This is a genomic window from Actinopolyspora sabaoui, from assembly GCF_051225635.1.
Lineage (GTDB): Bacteria > Actinomycetota > Actinomycetes > Mycobacteriales > Pseudonocardiaceae > Actinopolyspora.
Genome location: NZ_JBMIHH010000004.1, coordinates 271,007 through 287,850 on the forward strand (window position 1 = coordinate 271,007; position 16,844 = coordinate 287,850).

The 16,844-nt window shown below is 66.7% G+C and carries 13 protein-coding genes; 5 read left to right on the forward strand and 8 right to left on the reverse strand.

Translation table 11 applies throughout. From position 1 onward, the window contains the following. The first annotated feature begins 166 nt into the window (after positions 1-166). Positions 167-433: a DUF3040 domain-containing protein gene (locus ACOQFL_RS08800; RefSeq protein WP_435543603.1), complete on the forward strand. Its 267-nt coding sequence runs from the start codon at positions 167-169 to the stop codon at positions 431-433. Positions 434-498: 65 nt separating this feature from the next. On the opposite strand, the gene ACOQFL_RS08805 is transcribed toward ACOQFL_RS08800, so the two are convergent. Together ACOQFL_RS08805 and ACOQFL_RS08810 are read right to left on the reverse strand one after the other, a co-directional pair. Further along, positions 499-1,791, reverse strand: coding sequence for an alpha-hydroxy-acid oxidizing protein (locus ACOQFL_RS08805; RefSeq protein WP_435543604.1), 1,293 nt, complete (start codon positions 1,789-1,791; stop codon positions 499-501). 208 nt (positions 1,792-1,999) lie between these two features. Then, on the reverse strand, positions 2,000-3,322 hold the full coding sequence (locus ACOQFL_RS08810) for a multidrug effflux MFS transporter (protein ID WP_435543605.1): 1,323 nt from the start codon (positions 3,320-3,322) through the stop codon (positions 2,000-2,002). A 467-nt stretch (positions 3,323-3,789) separates the two neighbouring features. Here ACOQFL_RS08810 and ACOQFL_RS08815 point away from each other — a divergent pair, with 467 nt between their 5' ends. Beyond that, a complete protein-coding gene (locus tag ACOQFL_RS08815; RefSeq protein WP_435543606.1) occupies positions 3,790-4,497 on the forward strand; it encodes an SDR family NAD(P)-dependent oxidoreductase in 708 nt (235 codons plus the stop codon). A 235-nt stretch (positions 4,498-4,732) separates the two neighbouring features. Then, positions 4,733-5,575, forward strand: coding sequence for a 23S ribosomal RNA methyltransferase Erm (erm, locus tag ACOQFL_RS08820; protein WP_435543607.1), 843 nt, complete (start codon positions 4,733-4,735; stop codon positions 5,573-5,575). 433 nt (positions 5,576-6,008) lie between these two features. Here the strand turns inward: erm and ACOQFL_RS08825 are convergent, their stop codons facing one another. The 5 genes from ACOQFL_RS08825 to ACOQFL_RS08845 form a co-directional block, all read right to left on the reverse strand. Further along, entirely contained in the window at positions 6,009-6,449 is a 441-nt protein-coding gene (locus tag ACOQFL_RS08825) for a GNAT family N-acetyltransferase (RefSeq protein WP_435543608.1), read from the reverse strand. A gap of 290 nt (positions 6,450-6,739) precedes the next feature. Beyond that, entirely contained in the window at positions 6,740-7,747 is a 1,008-nt protein-coding gene (locus ACOQFL_RS08830) for a glycoside hydrolase family 5 protein (protein WP_435543609.1), read from the reverse strand. A gap of 160 nt (positions 7,748-7,907) precedes the next feature. Continuing rightward, the gene (locus ACOQFL_RS08835) at positions 7,908-9,845 is read right to left on the reverse strand and encodes a cellulase family glycosylhydrolase (RefSeq protein ID WP_435543610.1); all 1,938 of its coding nucleotides are present in this window, start codon (positions 9,843-9,845) and stop codon (positions 7,908-7,910) included. Between the two features lie 191 nt (positions 9,846-10,036). After that, positions 10,037-11,059, reverse strand: a complete 1,023-nt coding sequence (locus ACOQFL_RS08840; protein ID WP_435543837.1) for a LacI family DNA-binding transcriptional regulator — start codon at positions 11,057-11,059, stop codon at positions 10,037-10,039. A gap of 198 nt (positions 11,060-11,257) precedes the next feature. Continuing rightward, entirely contained in the window at positions 11,258-12,541 is a 1,284-nt protein-coding gene (locus tag ACOQFL_RS08845; protein WP_435543838.1) for an SGNH/GDSL hydrolase family protein, read from the reverse strand. A gap of 186 nt (positions 12,542-12,727) precedes the next feature. On the opposite strand from ACOQFL_RS08845, the gene ACOQFL_RS08850 reads away from it, so the two are divergent. After that, positions 12,728-13,924, forward strand: coding sequence for an amidohydrolase family protein (locus ACOQFL_RS08850; protein ID WP_435543611.1), 1,197 nt, complete (start codon positions 12,728-12,730; stop codon positions 13,922-13,924). Positions 13,925-14,091: 167 nt separating this feature from the next. On the opposite strand, the gene ACOQFL_RS08855 is transcribed toward ACOQFL_RS08850, so the two are convergent. Beyond that, a complete protein-coding gene (locus ACOQFL_RS08855; RefSeq protein WP_435543612.1) occupies positions 14,092-15,108 on the reverse strand; it encodes a class I fructose-bisphosphate aldolase in 1,017 nt (338 codons plus the stop codon). A 521-nt stretch (positions 15,109-15,629) separates the two neighbouring features. On the opposite strand from ACOQFL_RS08855, the gene ACOQFL_RS08860 reads away from it, so the two are divergent. Continuing rightward, entirely contained in the window at positions 15,630-16,835 is a 1,206-nt protein-coding gene (locus ACOQFL_RS08860; protein ID WP_435543613.1) for an AGE family epimerase/isomerase, read from the forward strand. Positions 16,836-16,844 lie beyond the last annotated feature (9 nt).

A 16,844-nucleotide genomic window follows, 5' to 3' on the forward strand; every position in this document is an offset into this window, starting at 1 on the left:
ACAAGGTCCCGTGGGGAACGGCGATGACGACCAACCGGTGATGCGGGCACACCGACGGCGTGTCGTGACCTCGTCAGCCGGGAACGAATGACATAAGACCCTTCGGAAGCGCCACCGGACACGACGATGCTTGCGGTGACGACACCACGGCCTGGGGAGGTGGGCCATGCTCGATCGGTACGAACGGCGCAGGCTGGACGAGATCGAGCACCAGCTCAGCGGTGACGATCCTCACTTGGCCGAACTCATGAGCAGCGACGGTTCCCGCCCGTCGCGCGGACTGCGATTCAACCTCCGCACGGGGATAATCGTCTTCTCCTACGCGTGCGCGCTGCTGTGCCTGGTACTCGGTGAGGGAGCGGGTTTCTTTCTGGGAGTAGCGCTCGCGACCGTGATGATCGGGCTGCACGACTGGACGATGCGTGCCGTTTGAATCGGCGTGCCCCTGGTCGAAGCCGGCGCGGCCCGATCGGGCAACGACGCGGCCCGATCCGGGGCTCAGCCGTGAACCGCCCGCAGCAGCCCGGGTTCCAGCTCGGCCGGTTCGGCGATTCCGGCCAGCGCCATGGTGATGTCGAGCTCGGCCACCAGATGTTCGAGCACGGTTCGCACCCCCTCGGTCCCGCCCGCGGCCAGTCCGTAAGCATAGGGCCGGCCGACACCCGCCGCGGTCGCGCCGAGCGCCAGCGCCTTGCACGCGTCCGCCCCGGTTCGGATCCCGCTGTCGAACAGCACGGGCACCCGGCCGTCGACTTCGGCCACGATCCCGGGTAAGGCGTCCAGCGCTCCGAGAGCGCCGTCAATCTGACGGCCACCGTGGTTGGACACGAGGATGCCGTCCACTCCGGCGTCGAGGGCGCGCCGCGCGTCATCGACGTGTTGCAGGCCTTTCAACACGATCGGCAGGTTGGTGCGTTTCCGGACGAAGTCGAGTTCGGGCCAGGTCAGCGAGGAGCGGGAGAACACGTCCAGGAATGTCTCGACCGCGGCTCGCGGATACGGCGACCGCAGATTGGCGAGCAGCGAGCCGGGGTGATTGCGGCTCATCGACCACAGCGCCCGCAGCGCCTGCGGGGTGGGGCTGGGAGCGGGGGAGCTCGCCGGACGCCTGGCACGTTGCCGTACCAGGGAGGCGAACACGGGGTCCGCGGTGTACTGCGCGATACCCTGACCGTGTGCGAACGGCAGGAACCCCGCGTCGAGATCGCGGGGACGCCAGCCGAGCACGTGCGTGTCCAATGTGATCACGATGGCCTCGCAGCCCGACTCCTCGGCGCGGCGGAGCATGCTGGTGACGAGGTCGTCGTCACTGCTCCAGTACAGCTGGAACCAGCGGATGGCCTCCGGAGCGACCTCGGCGACCCGCTCCATCGAGTAGGAGGCCTGGGTGGACAGCGTCACGGGCACACCGGTGGCCGCGGCGGCACGGGCGACCGCGAGGTCACCGTGGCGATGGACGAGTTCCAGCACCCCGATGGGCGAGAGGAACAGCGGTGCGGGGACGGCGCGGCCGAACAGCTCCGTTCCGAGATTCCTGCTGGAAACGTCACGAAGCATGCCGGGGACGATGCGGTGGCGCTCGAACGCGGCCCTGTTGGCCGAGGCGGTACTTTCCGTACCGGCCGAGCCCTGCAGGTAGTTCCAGGCCCGCCGCGAAATCGCCGAACGGGCGGCCAGGCTCAGCCGCCGCGGATCGACCGGGACTCGGGGCTTGCGACCGTAGACCCCCTCTCGGTAGATGCGCGTCTGGATCGCGCGGCCGATGTTGCCGATGTTGTCCGCCAGTGACATGCGTTTCCCTCGAAGCCGATCAGCCGGTCGCCCCCTGTTTCCGGGGGCCGAAGAGAAGATAGTCGCGCCACGGCCGTCCCGACCACCCCGGACCTCACGGCCACGTTCGTGGAAAACACGGCGGGGCGGCGTCGTGGGGGACACCGCCCCGCTCGAACTCGGGGGACGAGCCGGCTGGCTCAGCAGGGACGGACCGTCGGATTCGGACTCACGCAGCGGCCCGCGAGGTCGCCGCCGCGTTACGACGGTTTCCCGCCATGGTCACGGCGGTGAGAGCGATCAACGCGATAAGCACACCCGTTGTCATCGCGATCGCCAACGCGGAGGCGTCGTTGCCGAGCAGGCCGACGATGGGGGCGGTGAACGCTCCGAGGCCGAACTGTCCGGCGCCCAACAGCGCGGCGGCCGTGCCCCCGGAGTCGCCGTGCCGGGAGAGCGCCAGTGCGGGGGCGTTCGGCAGTACGAAGCCGACCGAGCCCAGCACGAACAACAGCGGCACGAAGAAACCGGCGATCCCGCCGAGCCCGGTGGTGGTGAACAGGGTCAGCACGAGCCCGGCCGTCGTGGCGCTGGCCAACGCGCCGAACACGATCTGCTGCGAGGAAAACTTGCGCAGCAGTACGACGTTGAACTGCGTGGCTCCGATGATCATGAGGGCTCCGAGTCCGAATACCAGGCCGAACTGCTGCTGGTTGAGTCCGAACTGCTCCTGCAACACGAACGAGGCACCGGAGATGTAGGAGAACAACGCGGACATGCCCAGTGCTGCCACCAGGACCATGACCATGAACTGACCATCGGTGAACAGCTCCCGGTAGGAGCGCACCACCGGTTTTATACCGCCCTTGTGCCTGCGTTCGGGCGGCAGGCTCTCACGCAGTGCCAGCGAGGCAAGCATCAGCAGCAGAACGCCCAGCACGGCCAGCACGGCGAACACACCGCGCCAGGACAACTGCAGCAGGATGACGCCGCCCAGGGTCGGCGCCAGGATCGGTGCCGCTCCGTTGACCAGCATCAGCCGGGACAACGTGGTCGCGGCGGTGCGTCCGGTGAACAGATCGCTGACCGATGCCAGCGCGACGACCATGCCCGCGGCACCGCCCGCACCCTGCAGTACCCGAAGAATCCCAAGTACCAGGATGTTCGGGGCGATCAAGCACAGTAACGAGGCCACGACGTGTAGTGAGATTCCCACGATCAGGGGGATCCTGCGTCCCACCGCGTCGGAGAACGGCCCCATGAACAGCTGTCCGAGCCCGAGACCGAGCAGGGTACCGGTCAGGGTCAGCTGTGTCTGCGAGGAAGTCGCTCCCAGACTCTCACCGATGTCGGGCAGGGCGGGCAGGTACATGTCGATGGTCAGCGGAACCAGGGCAACCAGGGCGCCCAGTACGAGAATGATCCGGGTTCTGTCCCACCCGGTGGGTTCGCTCACACCCGCCTGGTTCGGGGTGGAAGTGCTGTGCTCTGCGACTCGTTCCATCACGACCTTCCGTACAGGGTGTGAAGATGACAGGACTGCCAACTTCACAGCGAACGTGAAGGAGGTTTTATTCCCGCGGAACGAAAAGTCCCTCGGGTTTCAGCCGGTCGCACGAGTGTGATTCGAATCGCCTCGGCCGGACGCGCTGGAGATGTCCCGGAACGCATGTCTCCGACAGCACTCGGTGACGATCCGCTCGACGGGGTTCGCCCCCTCCGCGGAGCGTCTCGGCTGCCACAAAACAACACGAAAGGAATTCACGCCGTACTGGTGCCACGAACCGCGGCAACCCCGAAATCCCATCGCCCCGTTCCGGACGGACCCACCAGATAGGAAAATTTTCACAGGCGAAAAATTACGAGTAAGTCAATGAACCGCCGTTGTTCGCACCAGGCCCGCTAGCGGCTCGGGGACGACCGTTTTCCTCCGCCACGCGGAGTCGTGGTAATCGCGCCGCACGGCGGGCTGGGTTAACGTTCTCCCGAGCAGTCACCGGCGGAAAAACCGGAGTTCACGTGCAATTGCGAAACAAGAATGTGTTGATTGTGGGCGCGAGCGGAGTGCTGGGCGGCAAACTCGCCCACAAGCTGCACGAGGCGGGTACCCGCACCTACCTGGCCGGGCGTGACCGGAACGAGCTCGCCACCGTTTCGGAGGAGCTCGACGGCGCTGCCTACTCGACCTTCGAAGCGATCGACACCGACTCCTGTCACCACGTGGTCGACGCGGCGGCCGAATCGATGGCGGGACTGGATCTCGTGCTGATCGCCACGGGTGTGGCGGCGTTCGGGCGTACCTCGGAGACCGAGGACGCGGTAACCGAGCACCTGCTGACCATCAACACACTCGCACCCATAGTGCTCGCGCGTGCGGCACTGCCCCATCTGGAACGAAGCGGGGGGACGTTGGCCGCGATCTCCGCGATACTGGCCGACTATCCCACGGCGGAGATGGCCGACTACTCGGCCAGCAAGGCGGCGTTGTCGGCGTGGCTGACCGCCACACGGCGGGAAATGCGCAGACGTGGCGTCGATGTGTTCGACATCCGACCGCCACACATGGAAACCGGGCTAGTGGATCGCGCGCTGAGCGGAACACCCCCTCGCATGCCTCCACCCGCCGACACCGACGAAGTGGTGGAAACCATCGTGTCCGGCATACGCGACAGCGCGCACGAGCTGCGCTACGACCTCGACGAACAGCGGCTACGGCTGGTTTTCTGAACCGAGCACCCCGCACAGCACCCCCTGTGCCCCCGCACGGTGGCATCTCGGCCGTTCCGGCACTGCTGCTAGAGTATTCACCGATGGGTGTAACCACGAGCGCTCTTTTCTACGTGAGGCCCCGCCGCTGACAGCGGCGAGCTGATCTCACTCTCACAGCTCCGCCGCACACCGGAGTCATCGCCGGTGCGGCTCTCGGCTGCCCGGCTCCGTTCTCTTCTCGCGGAGCACACCCATGTCTCACGCCCATCCTGGCGGGCCCCACGAGCTCGGCCAGAACTTCCTCGTCGACCGCTCCACGATCGCCACGATCGAGAATCTCGTCGCCGGAACGAACGGACCGATCGTCGAACTCGCCGCTGGCGACGGTGCCCTCACCATGCGGCTCGGCCGGTCCGGCCGTCCGCTCACCGCCGTGGAACTCGACCCCGGCAGAGCAGTGCGATTGCAACACCGCACCCCCGAACACGTCACTGTCGTCAACACCGACATCCTGCGTTTCACCCTGCCGGGAACCCCGCACGTGCTGGTCGGCAACCTGCCGTTCCATCTCACCACCACGGTGCTCAAACGCGTGCTGGGAGCGCACGAATGGCGAACCGCCGTTCTGCTGGTGCAGTGGGAGGTAGCACGCAGGAGAGCCGGTGTGGGCGGAGCCACGATGCTCACGGCCCAGTGGTGGCCCTGGTACGAGTTCAGTCTGCGACAGCGGGTACCGGCGCACGCCTTCCGGCCCGTGCCCTCCGTCGACGGCGGACTGCTCCTGATGAGCAGGCGGGAACTCCCGTTGGTCACCACAGCGGGTGAGGCATACCAGCGATTCGTCAGAAACGTCTACACCGGCCGGGGACGGGGGCTGGGCGAGATCCTTGAGCGCACAGGGCGGATCGACCGCTCCACACTGCGAGAGTGGTTGCGAGTCGAGCGCGTCTCCCCACGGGCGCTGCCCAAGGAGCTCACCGCCGAGCAGTGGGCCTCGCTGTGGCGGCGCATCGCGGCGAGCGGCGAAGGGAGACCGCGCCGGCGGCCGGGTGGACACACCCGCTCCGGGCGGCGTGGCCGCAACCGGGAGCGCTGAGTCGAGAGGTTCCACCAAGCGCTCATCGGTAGTAACCGGAACGGCCGGAGCCGGGATCCCCGGAGCGAACGCGACGTGCGAGATTTCCGCTCCCGTGGCCCGGCTTCGGCCGTTCGGGCAGTCATAACCAGGGCCGAGCGTCGGAGGCTCCGCGCCGTTGTCGGTGTGCGGGCCACGAACGCCTCGCCCGGTCACCCGACGGGCGAGATCGGCCGTAGCACCCAGCACGACGTGCGGTGACTCACCGGGAATGTCCACGTGGTACTCCGTGGCAGTGTCCAACGAACGCAGCACCAGAGCGGGCCGCTGCTGCTTGCGCTCCCACAACCCCGTGACGTCGGAGAGCAGGGCCGCGAGGAAATCGGCGGGCATGTCGGTGAACGCGCCGCCGTTACCCAGATCCACGGCGTGGCTCCAGAGCTGCCTCCTGATCTCACACCGAACCGGAGCCGCTGTAGTACGAGGGCGGTCGCTCCAGGTACCTCGCGTTCGGTTCGGCGAACCCGAACTCGCGGTAGAGCTCGTGCGCGTCGTCGGTGTGCAGCATCCACTTGAAGTCCTTGCCCGGACCGTTGTCGATCATCTCGCGCACCAGTCCCCTGCCGAGTCCCCGACCGCGGTGCGCGGTCTCGATGTAGACGTCGGCGAGGTAGGCCATGGCGGCACCGTCGGAGAACGCCCGGGCGAAACCGACGGTGTCGCCGTGCTGGTCGTAGCAGCCCACCACACGCCAGGCATGCCGAACCTGCCTGCGGAAATCGTCGAACTCACGCCAGCGGCCCCAGTAGGCCTCGTTGGACAGGAAACGCCAGACGGCGTCGAGGTCGAGCCGGTTCTGATCGTCGTCGAATTCGTAAGGGTGATGCAGCGACACCTCTCGATCGAAGCAGACTCGGGCGGGATCTTGCCACTGTTTTTCCGCGTGGTTTCAGGAGCTGACGAGCTCGCCCCACTCGAAGAGCGGCCGGGGCGCCGCCACTTCGAGTCCGGCAGCAAGGCTCGTGCGGAAGCCACATCCGGTGCGGCTCAGCCGAACCGTCCACCGCGCAGGGCCGCGGTGAAAGAGGCCCAAGCGGCAGGCGAAATCCCAACACCGGACCGCGCGGTCCGAGGGCGACCGCGCGGCCGGAGTGATGTGGGCGATTCGAACTCACGTTGGCCGGGTCAGTACACCGAGGCCTCCTGGGAGGTCTCCCGGATGCCGTTGGGGCCGTTGATGATGCGCTCGCCCCACGGGGTCAGCTGGTTCGGGTCGAAGTCCCGCGCCATGTCGAGATAATCGACCCCACCACTGTTGCCGCTCCAGGACCAGCCGATATAGCCGAGGCCGAGCGACTCGGCGGTTGCCATGACGGCGTCCTCGGCCGGATCACCGTCGGAATGGCGGTGTCCGAACTCACCGACCATGATGGGCAGCCCGGCGTCGACGAAGTGGTTCAGGTAGTTCCTGACCTTGGTGGGAGTGTCGAACACGCCGTACATGTGGACGGAGAACACTGTGTTGCGCAGTGGGTCGGCCTGGAACACCGAGGCGGCGGTGTCGCGCATGGTGTACGTCCAGTCCTGACCCCAGTTCGGGGCGTCGGCGATCAGGGTGTGTCCGAACCCGAGATCACGCATCCGCTGGATGGCGTTGGAGGTGTCCTCGGTCCAGGCCTCGTAACCGGTGTTGCCGAAAGGCTCGTTGCCGAGGTTGATGAGAACGTGGTCCTCCTCGCCGATCAGCGCGCTCTTGACACTGTTCCAGTAGTCCACCGCCCGCGACAGCGGCACGGCGCCGGACTTCTCCGGATACCCGATGGTGTCGTGCACTTCCAGCACGCAGGCCAGCTTGTTGTTCTCGCAGTTCTCGACCACGGACGCCACGTCGGCGGTGTCGTTGCGGTTCCAGAGGTCACCGCTGCTGAGCACCACACGAACGGTGTTGGCGCCGGTGGCCTTGATGTCGGCCAGCGAGTCCGTTTCGTTGGGATACCACGTGTGGGCGTGGTTGATCCCGCGCATCACGAAATCGTTCCCGTTGGCGTCGAGCAGCCTGCCGTTGGCGACGTGGAATCCCGTCGCCGCGGCGGCTTTCCCGGCAGCGCCGAACGAGACCTGCGAAAGTGTCAGCAGCACCGCCATCGTTAACACACAGAGAACGGCGGCGGGCAATCTCAATCGTCGTTTCATGTTTTCCTCCGAAAACATTCTCGAACGTTCCATCGCGTCGCGCCGCCGACCACACCACTGTTCTGCCGGCGTCATCGCCGATCGGGGCGTACTCGTTCGACGCGACTGGTCGACACGCCGACAACCTCGATTCCGCGAGTCGACCGAGACGCGGCGACGCTCATGCCGCGTCAAAACCCGACATACGCAGCACTCGAACCTCGTAGGGTGGCAGTTCGAGGGTGTCCACGGGCTTCTCCTCGTCCAGATCGGTGAGTTCACCCGCGGTAACTTCCGGAGTCACCCGCAGCGGCTGTGGGCTCTGGCTGTTGAGAAAGACGAAACGTCGACCGTCACGGTGCCGCAGCACGTCCGCGCTCACCGCCGGATCGGCCACGCGGACGCTCCGCCGCACTCCGGCGAACTCGGCCAGTGCGTCGTAAAGCCCCACCGCGGCATCCGGATTGACCCCGGGGGTCCAGTCGGCCATGTGCTCGATCGGGTAAGTGCACAGCACCGTCCAACCGGAGCCGACCCGGTTGCGCAGCACGGCAGGATCGCCGTCCTGGTCCACTGCCACGATCTCCGCCTCGGTAGCCCGCACCGGCAGCCTGGCACGGCTGTGCCGATTCCCCGCGACCGGCAACGACAGTTTCGTGCCCGCGGCCAGCCCACCGAAATCCGTTCGGAAGGTGAGCTCGACTTCCTCGCGTTGGATCGGATCCACCTGGCCATACCACAGCTGGTGCTTCACCCCGAATATCCGGTCGAGTCCGGCGATCCACGGGCCACGCTGGAACGAACCGGTGCCGTGGCAGTAGGAGAGATAGAGTGTCGCCCCCGAGGCCGCGAGCTCCTCCAGCTTGCCCGTCGAGGGTGCGGTCAGTTGTTTGGCCGAGGGAAGCAGATACAACGAGCAGTCCTCGGCGATACCGTCCCGTTCCCGACAGAGTCCCACCGGCAGATCCGCCAGTTTCGCGCTGGTGTACGCCTGCCGCAGGGTGCTGAACGCGAATCGGGCGTCGTCGCCGTCACTGATCGGGATGTCGCCCTCCAGGTGCTCCGGGACGATCATCGCGACCCGAGCCGGTTCCCGCTCGCAATTGAGCACATCGATGGCGGCGAGAGTCTCGGAGAACCGTGCCATCTCGCGCAGTTGTGGCTTGGGTTCGCGCCGCGAGGTGGTCAGCCCGAAGTGGAGCTCGAACGGGTGATGCCGATAGGGATCCTGCCCGGCGAGTTCGTCGAAATCGGTGTTGTTCCAGGCCATCCAGCCGGTGGATCCGGCGAGCAGGCTGTTGTGCAGCACCTGCCGGTAGTAGACAGCCGCGTGCTCGTCGGAGGCGAAGTCCGAGGACAACCCGAACTCCTCCAGCACCACGGGACTGCCCAACGTGGTGGTGAGCTCACAGATGAAGGCGGCGCCGAAGTGCTGCCGGACCCGGTCGTCCTCCATGCGATAGACGTGCGGACCGAGGAAATCGGTCAACGAGGCCAGGTCACGCACCGAGAACCCGTTGTCGGTTCCGGTGACCTCGGCCCCCCAGGCACCGTCGCCGACGGAGATCGGCTGGGTTCCCCCGCCGGCCCGCACCGAGCGGACCATCAGGCCTACCCAGGCCGTCACGCTCTCCCGGTCGGCGGGCTCGCCGTAGATCGGCATCTCGTTGCTGATCAACCAGCCCGCCACCGCCGGATGATCGGTGTAGCGCGCGGTGAGTTGTTCGACGAACCAGCTCTGCCGATCCAGCAACCACACGTCCCGATAAAGATCACGTCCCCCGCGCCAGGGCGGGTCGAAGTTCTCACCGGACATGTGGCCGACCAGGAAGGTCGGAATGGTCCGCAGCCCCGTTTCGACGTGTGCGTTCAGGAAATCCGCGTAGGCGGCGGCACAGCTCTCGTCGATCCGGTCCGGCTCCGGCATGAAGTCGGGCCAGAAGAAGAACGACCTGGTCAACGTCAAACCGTGCTCACACAGCACGGCGAGCTCGGCACGGACCAACTCGGGATCGTAACGAGTCCACATCCGCGGCCCTCCTGCCGCGGACCAGAAATTGGCCCCGAACCAGCTGACCGGACCGTCCTTCGTGTCGACGAAGGCGAAACCACGACGCATCCGTGCGCTCCCATCAACGGCGTGCGGATCGATCCGGCTCGTGCGCTCCGAACCGTGAATCCACGCGAAACTCTGAAGTGAATTGGATCACTTAAGCGGTTAATAGTCAAGGTGAAACCACGCGGGACGGGAGGCTTGGACGACCTTTCGATTTCCGAATCGGACGGGCGAGGGCCTTCGAGCGCCCGGCTTCACCCGCAGTGAAATCCGGTGCTGTCCCGCTCTACGAACTCCGGATCGGAGGTGCGCCGCTCCCCGACCGTTGATTCGGTACGCAGTTCGAGCAACATCCGCACCGCGGTGGCCCCTCGTTCGGCGATCGGTCTGCTCACCGCCGACAGTGCGGGCCGAACCAACCGGCACAACGCGGAATCGTCCCAGGCCACCAGCGAGACGTCCTCCGGAACGGACAGTCCCAGCTCCCGCACGACCCCCAGTGCGGAGACGGCCATCACGTCGTTGTCGAACACCAACGCGCTCGGAGCCTCCGGATCGGCGAGCACCTCACGAACGACACGCGCGGCGGACTCGTCGGTGTAGTCGGCGTGCACGATCCGGGCACCGTCCAAACCGAGTCGTGCCGCCGCCGAGGTGAACGCGTCCGAGCGAATGCCGGTGTGCACGAACTCCTGCGGACCGGTCACCCGCGTGATCCGACGGTGCCCGAGCGACGCGAGCCGTTCGAGCACCTCGGTCATCACACCCCGGTCATCGGTCCACACGCAGGGCAGGCCGAACCGATCGACCGGATCGGCCAGCAGCACGGCGGGCAACCCGAGCTCGCGTACGAGCCGGACCCGGGGATCCTCGTGCCGCAGATCCACCAGCAGCACACCGTCGACCCTGCCCTCGGCAGCCCAGCGGCGGTAGGTCGTGAGTTCGGCCTCGGCGTTGTCGGTGACCTGTAACAGCAACGCGGTGGGGCCGTCGGCCAACTCGGCCTGGATCCCGGAGATCAGCTGCATGAAGTACGGCTCGACTCCGATCTCGCGGGCAGGACGGTCCACCACCAGCCCCACCGCTTCCGCCCTGCCACCGGTCAGGGAGCGCGCCGCGCTGCTCGGGGCCCATCCCAGCTCGCTCGCTATCCGCAGGATGCGGTCGCGGGTCTCGGCGGAGACACCGGGGCGCTTGTTGAGCGCGTAGGAGACCGCGCCGGTGGAGACCCCCGCCGCTCTGGCGATGTCGGAGATCGTCGGGCGCTTCGACGGCATCATGTCCCCGGGTGCTGCTGTGGTGTACGGCAACACCCTAGTAGAGGGACTTCGCTGACCGGTTTCCCCGCTGCTCTCCGTTTTCCCGTCGTTCCCTTCGGACGGAACCCCGCGCGAAAAGCCCGACTCGCGCAGGCGCCCGGCGGGGGTACTCCCCGTGGTCGCCGGAAGCACCCCCACCCCAGTCGCGAGGAGGAATCAGTGGCGTGTGGAACCCACCACCGTCGCGCCCCGATCCGTGGACACCGAGATCAGTTCGTCGAGATCCACGGCATCCGCCATGGCGGCGGTGCCGACGTCGCCGGGATGCAGCCCGTCACCGCCGTCGTAGCTCGGCAGCAACCGCAGCGGCGCGTCGGGGTCGGCGGTGGCTGCCGCGAAATCGACCACCGCGTCGAACCGACCACTGTTCCTGATCCACTCGTTGACCCGCTGCCGGATGTCCTCCCGCTGCTGGGTCCAGACGCTCGACCCCTTGAACGGCGTGATCGTGCCTCCCACCGCGGCCACTCCCCGGTCGTGGGCCAGTTCGATCAGCCGCTCGTACCCGGCGATCATGTCCTCAGCGGTGGCGTTGTAACCGATGTCGTTTATTCCCTCCAGTACGATCACGCTGCGCACCCCGGAATGACTCAACACGTCCCTGGCGAACCGCTCCACCCCGGCAACCCCGTAGTAGGGCTGCCCGGGGCGCTCGGCCAACAGTCGGTTACCGCCAAGCCCCGCGTTGACCACCGAGAGGGTCTCGCCTTCCTTGGCGTGCAGTCGCCGCGCCAGGTGGTCGGGCCAGCGCTGATTGGCGTTGTAACTGGTGGCAGCGGTGTCGGTGATCGAGTCGCCGAAGGCGACCACCGTGCCATCGACTCGCGGTGCCGATCGCACATCGACGGCGTCCGCCACGACCCAGCACGGCATGGTGCTGTAGCCCGAACCGGCCGGATCGGCGGCGGTGTCCCCGGCCGTCAGGTAATTGGTCTGGTTCGCGAAGGGATGGTTCGTCAGCGGGCCGGTGGCCTCGGGCAAATGAACGCTGATCAGCAGGCTGGACAGTGCTTCGACGTCCAGTTCGACCGGATCGCTGTAGCGGTGCTGTCCGGCGGGGATCTCGGTTTCCGACCGACCGCCGAATTTCAGCTCGCGCATGGTCCCCGCTTCGGCGGCCGCTCCCTCCGAGCGGACCGCCACGGTCGCGTGGCCGATCCGCAGTGGGGTGCTGCCGAAAACGTTGCTGAGTCGAATCCGGACCTCGGGACCTCCGGTGCTGACGAACACGACGTCGCGCACGGTGACATCACTGACGCCGTCGGCCGCCGGGCAGGAATCGGATCCGGGGAGATCACTACCTCGCACCGGCCCGGCTGCCCACGCGGCGACCCATTCCTCGGCGTGAGGTGCGGATCCGGATTGGGCGGTGACGGCGGGAGCCGCGGCCACCACGGTCACCAGGCAACCGAACAAGCACAGCAGAGTACGAACGAGCACAGCACGCAACGGACATCGCTCCTCGGATTCACGACGGGCTCCGGTCGACAACAGCACCTGTGAGCGCTCCCAAAAACTCAACACACGATTCGCCGAATTCGCTACCGCCGATCCGGTTACGCCAGGAGAATTCGGGAAGGCACCGGAAAATCGGGGCAATACGAGAATCGGAGGTTTCGCGCGAGGATGCGACTCCTGTTGACGGCGGAACGGATATGGACCGGAAACGACGGTCACATCATCGAGGACGGCGCGGTGCTCGTGGACGAGGGCACGATCACCGCCGTGGGACCGCGCGCCGAGCTGACCGAATCGACGATCGATGCGCAAAGGCACGACTTCCCCGGGCACACGCTTCTGCCTGGACTGATCAACGCACACGTGCATCTCTCCTTCGATGCGGGAGAGGAACCGATCAACACGCTACTGGCCACCGAGGACCACGAGCTGCTGGACGGTATGGCCGAACGAGCTCGCGACTCCTTGGACGCGGGAATTACCACCGTTCGCGACCTCGGCGACAGGAACGGCACGGCGATCCGGATCAGGGACGCCGTCGCGCGGTCCGAGATCGCCGGACCGCGCGTGCTCGCGGCGGGCCCGCCGTTGACCGTCCGCGAGGGCCACTGCTGGTTCCTCGGCGGCGAGGTGGAACGTGGCGAGGACTCGCTGCGCCGAGCGGTCGCGCATCGCGCGGAACTCGGCGCGGATGTGGTCAAAGTGATGGCCTCAGGCGGGCAGATCACCCCGAACTCGCCCGCCATGTGGCAGTCACAGTTCGACGCCACCGAGCTACGGATCATCGTGCACGAAAGCGAGCGGCAGGGACTGCCGGTCGCCGCGCACGCGCACGGATCCGACGCGATCGAAGACGCGGTCTCGGCGGGGGTGAGCACGATCGAGCACTGCACGTGGCTGGGACCGGACGGGGTGGACGAACGCGAGCCGGTGATTCGCGAGATGCGGGAGCGCGGCATCAGCGTGTGTGCCGGGCAGTCCCGCAACTGGCACCGGCTCGCCGACAAGCTCGGTGCGGAGCTGGCACAGCGGTTCCAGCGACGACTCCGCACTCTGGACGAGGCAGGTGTCGATGTGATCGTCGGAACCGACGCGGGGCTGCGGGACTCGGTCTTCGACGATTTCGCCGGAGCACTGGGGCTGTACGAGCACCTGGGGTTCGACAACGAACGGATTCTTCGGATGGCCACTTCCGATGCCGCGACCGCGCTCGGCATCGGCGAGCATACCGGGTGTGTGGCGACGGGGCTGGCTGCCGATCTGGTGGTCGTGCGCGGCGACCCGTTGCTGCGGTTGGGTGATCTGAGTGAGGTGGCCCTGACGGTCGCGAACGGGCGGCCACACCGCCCCTCGACGAGTGGCTGAGCCGTGGAGGTCCTCCGAAGTCGTCACTGCACTCCTCGCGTGGAGGACAGTGCTCCGGAGACCGGGTTCGACAGCGGGCGAGCGCTGCCGAACCCGGTGATCAACGATCCGCTCCGACTCCGGGATCCGGTCGCCCACCGGATCACCGGTGGGAACGGCCGAACGGATCAGGCGTGTTCCAAGGCGGATTCGTAGCGTCCCTCGCAGGCGGCCCCGTTCAGCTTCGCCCGGTGTGCCAGTACCTGTTGGGCGCTGTCGAACTTCTCGTCACGTCCGACCCACTCCTGCAGGGCAGGTGCCAGCAGACCACGTCCGAACGAGAAGGTGACCTGCCACGGCAACGGACCGAGCTGGTTGATCGCGTTGAGATTGACCGTGGCCTCCTCGTCGCTCTGTCCTCCGGAGAGGAAGGCGATGCCGGGAACGGCCGCGGGAACGGTTCGCTTGAGCGTGCGTACCGTGGCCTCGGCGACCTCGGTGGATCCGGGCTGCGAACTGTGATCCTTGCCCGCCACCACCATGTTCGGCTTGAGCACCATCGACTCGAGGTCCACGTGCTGCTCGGCGAGTTCGGCGAACACGCGGCGAAGCGCCCGGGTGCTCGCCTCCTCGGCGGCGGCCAACGAGTGGTCGCCGTCCATCAGCACCTCCGGCTCGACCATGGGAACCAGCCCCGCCTCCTGCGACAGCGCCGCGTAGCGGGCGAGCGCGTGGGCGTTGGTGTGAATCGCGTAGTCGCTGGGCCTACCGGATCCGATGTCGAGCACCGCGCGCCATTTGGTGAACTTCATGCCGAGCTGGACGTACTCGGCCAGCCGGTCGCGCAGTCCGTCCAGTCCTTCGGTGATCTTCTCACCGTCGGTCCCGGCGAGCGGCTTGGCTCCCTTGTCCACCTTGATACCGGGCAGGACGCCGTTCTGCTCCGCGATCTTGCGCAGCGGCACCCCGGCGCTGGAGTCCTGGCGGACGGTTTCGTCGTACAGGATCACACCGCTGATCGAGTTCCCCAACTCGGGGGTGGAGACGATCAGCTCGCGGTACTGGCGTCGCACTTCCTCGTTGGAGTCGAGGCCGACGGCGTGCAGCCTCTTCTCCATCGTGCCGGTGCTCTCATCGGCGGCGAGAATGCCTTTGCCCGGTGCAACCATCTGCTGTGCGATCAACCGCATGTCGTCGCTGAACACGGTGCGCTCTCCTTAGGGACGTATCTGCCTGTCGTTGTCGGCCGGTGATCGCCGGACCGGACTCACTTCAAGCCTGACAGACTCCGGCCCGGTATTCCGAACCCAATCACCTTGAATCGAATCAGATCGAACGGAATCGAATCAGTAAAGTATCGCACGTCACCCGACCCGGTGGCCATTCATCACAGAAAGCGATATCTCGATCGCCCGAAACGGGTCACCCGTTCGGCGGTAGCAATTCATTGGTTACGACAAGTACCCATCCCTGCGAAGGACAGCAGAATTGGTACACACAACCCGCGTGGCCCACACGGAATCGATTCGGCCGTCGGAGAGTATTCACTGCCGTCCGGACGCTCACCGAGCGCAGTACGCCGCCCCGTGGTGCCCGCCCGGGACCGGTGCCGATAACGTCCGACGTCTGTGGGAGGAAGTACCGATTCAGTCCGCACGGGTCACGCCCATCGCGGTGGTCCTCACTCGCCACCACGCATCGCATCCACCCGATAAGAGGAACGACATTGACCAATCCCGACTCCGCGGAACACCACGAGTGGCTGACAGCCGAACGGCGCAGGCTGTTCGACTTCGCTTCCGCCGCACGCGGCTCCGAAGGCGGCTTCGGATGGCTGGACGAGGCCGGAGACCCCAGTCCGAGCCGACCCGTGGAAACCTGGATCACGGCCCGGATGACCCACGTGTTCAGTCTCGCCCATCTGCTCGGTGAACCGGAGGCCGCGGAACTCGCCGACCACGGCATCGCCGCGTTGGTCGATCAACTGCGCGACTCCGAACACGGCGGCTGGTTCACCAGTACGGTCGACACCACCAAAGGTGCCTACGAACACGCGTTCGTGGTACTGGCCACCAGTAGTGCCGCGGCCGCGGAACGGCCCGGCGCCGCGGAGTTGCTCACCGAGGCGCTGCGCACCGTCGAGTCCCGTTTCTGGGACGAACAGGCGGGGTTGGGGCTGGAGAGCTGGGACAGAGCCTGGACGACCACCGAGTCCTACCGTGGTGCCAACAGCAACATGCACCTCGTGGAAGCCATGCTCGCTGCGGGCGACGTCACCGGTGAACGGATCTGGCATCAGCGAGCGCTGCGGATCGCCGGAACGCTGATCGACGAGGTCGCCCGTACCCACGGCTGGCGACTGCCGGAGCACTTCACTCCCGGGTGGGAGCCCGAACCGGACTACAACAGCGACCGTCCGCACGATCCGTTCCGCCCGCACGGCACCACTGTGGGGCACTGGCTGGAATGGTCCAGGCTACTGCTGCAGCTGGAAGCCTCCCTCGGGGAGGAGTCGCCGAACTGGCTGATCTCCGACGCTCGGAATCTGTTCGAGGCCGCCATCCAGCACGGTTGGCACGCCGACGGCCATCCCGGGTTCGTCTACACCCTGGACTGGCAGGACCGCCCGCAGGTTCGCGAGCGAATGCACTGGGTCATCGCCGAAGCGGTCCTGACCGCCGCCGCACTGCACCGACGCACTGCCGAGCCCTACTACCAGCGGTGGTACGCCACCTTCTGGGACTTCGCGCGGACGAGGCACATCGACTACGGACAGGGCAGTTGGCACCACGAGTTGACCGCCGACGGTCGCCCCTCGACAACCGTGTGGGCCGGTAAACCGGACGCTTATCACGCCTACCAGGCCGCGCTGTTCCCGACACTTCCCCTGGCGCCCTCGGCGGCGACGGCGCTGCGACCCGCCCCGCGCTGAGGCCTGGTG

Coding starts and splice junctions, on each gene's coding strand:
- ACOQFL_RS08800 (WP_435543603.1), top strand. CDS start 167: ATGCTCGATCGGTACGAACGGCGCAGGCTGGACGAGATCGAGCACCAG.
- ACOQFL_RS08805 (WP_435543604.1), bottom strand. CDS start 1,791: ATGTCACTGGCGGACAACATCGGCAACATCGGCCGCGCGATCCAGACG.
- erm (WP_435543607.1), top strand. CDS start 4,733: ATGTCTCACGCCCATCCTGGCGGGCCCCACGAGCTCGGCCAGAACTTC.
- ACOQFL_RS08830 (WP_435543609.1), bottom strand. CDS start 7,747: ATGAAACGACGATTGAGATTGCCCGCCGCCGTTCTCTGTGTGTTAACG.
- ACOQFL_RS08835 (WP_435543610.1), bottom strand. CDS start 9,845: ATGCGTCGTGGTTTCGCCTTCGTCGACACGAAGGACGGTCCGGTCAGC.
- ACOQFL_RS08840 (WP_435543837.1), bottom strand. CDS start 11,059: ATGCCGTCGAAGCGCCCGACGATCTCCGACATCGCCAGAGCGGCGGGG.
- ACOQFL_RS08850 (WP_435543611.1), top strand. CDS start 12,728: ATGCGACTCCTGTTGACGGCGGAACGGATATGGACCGGAAACGACGGT.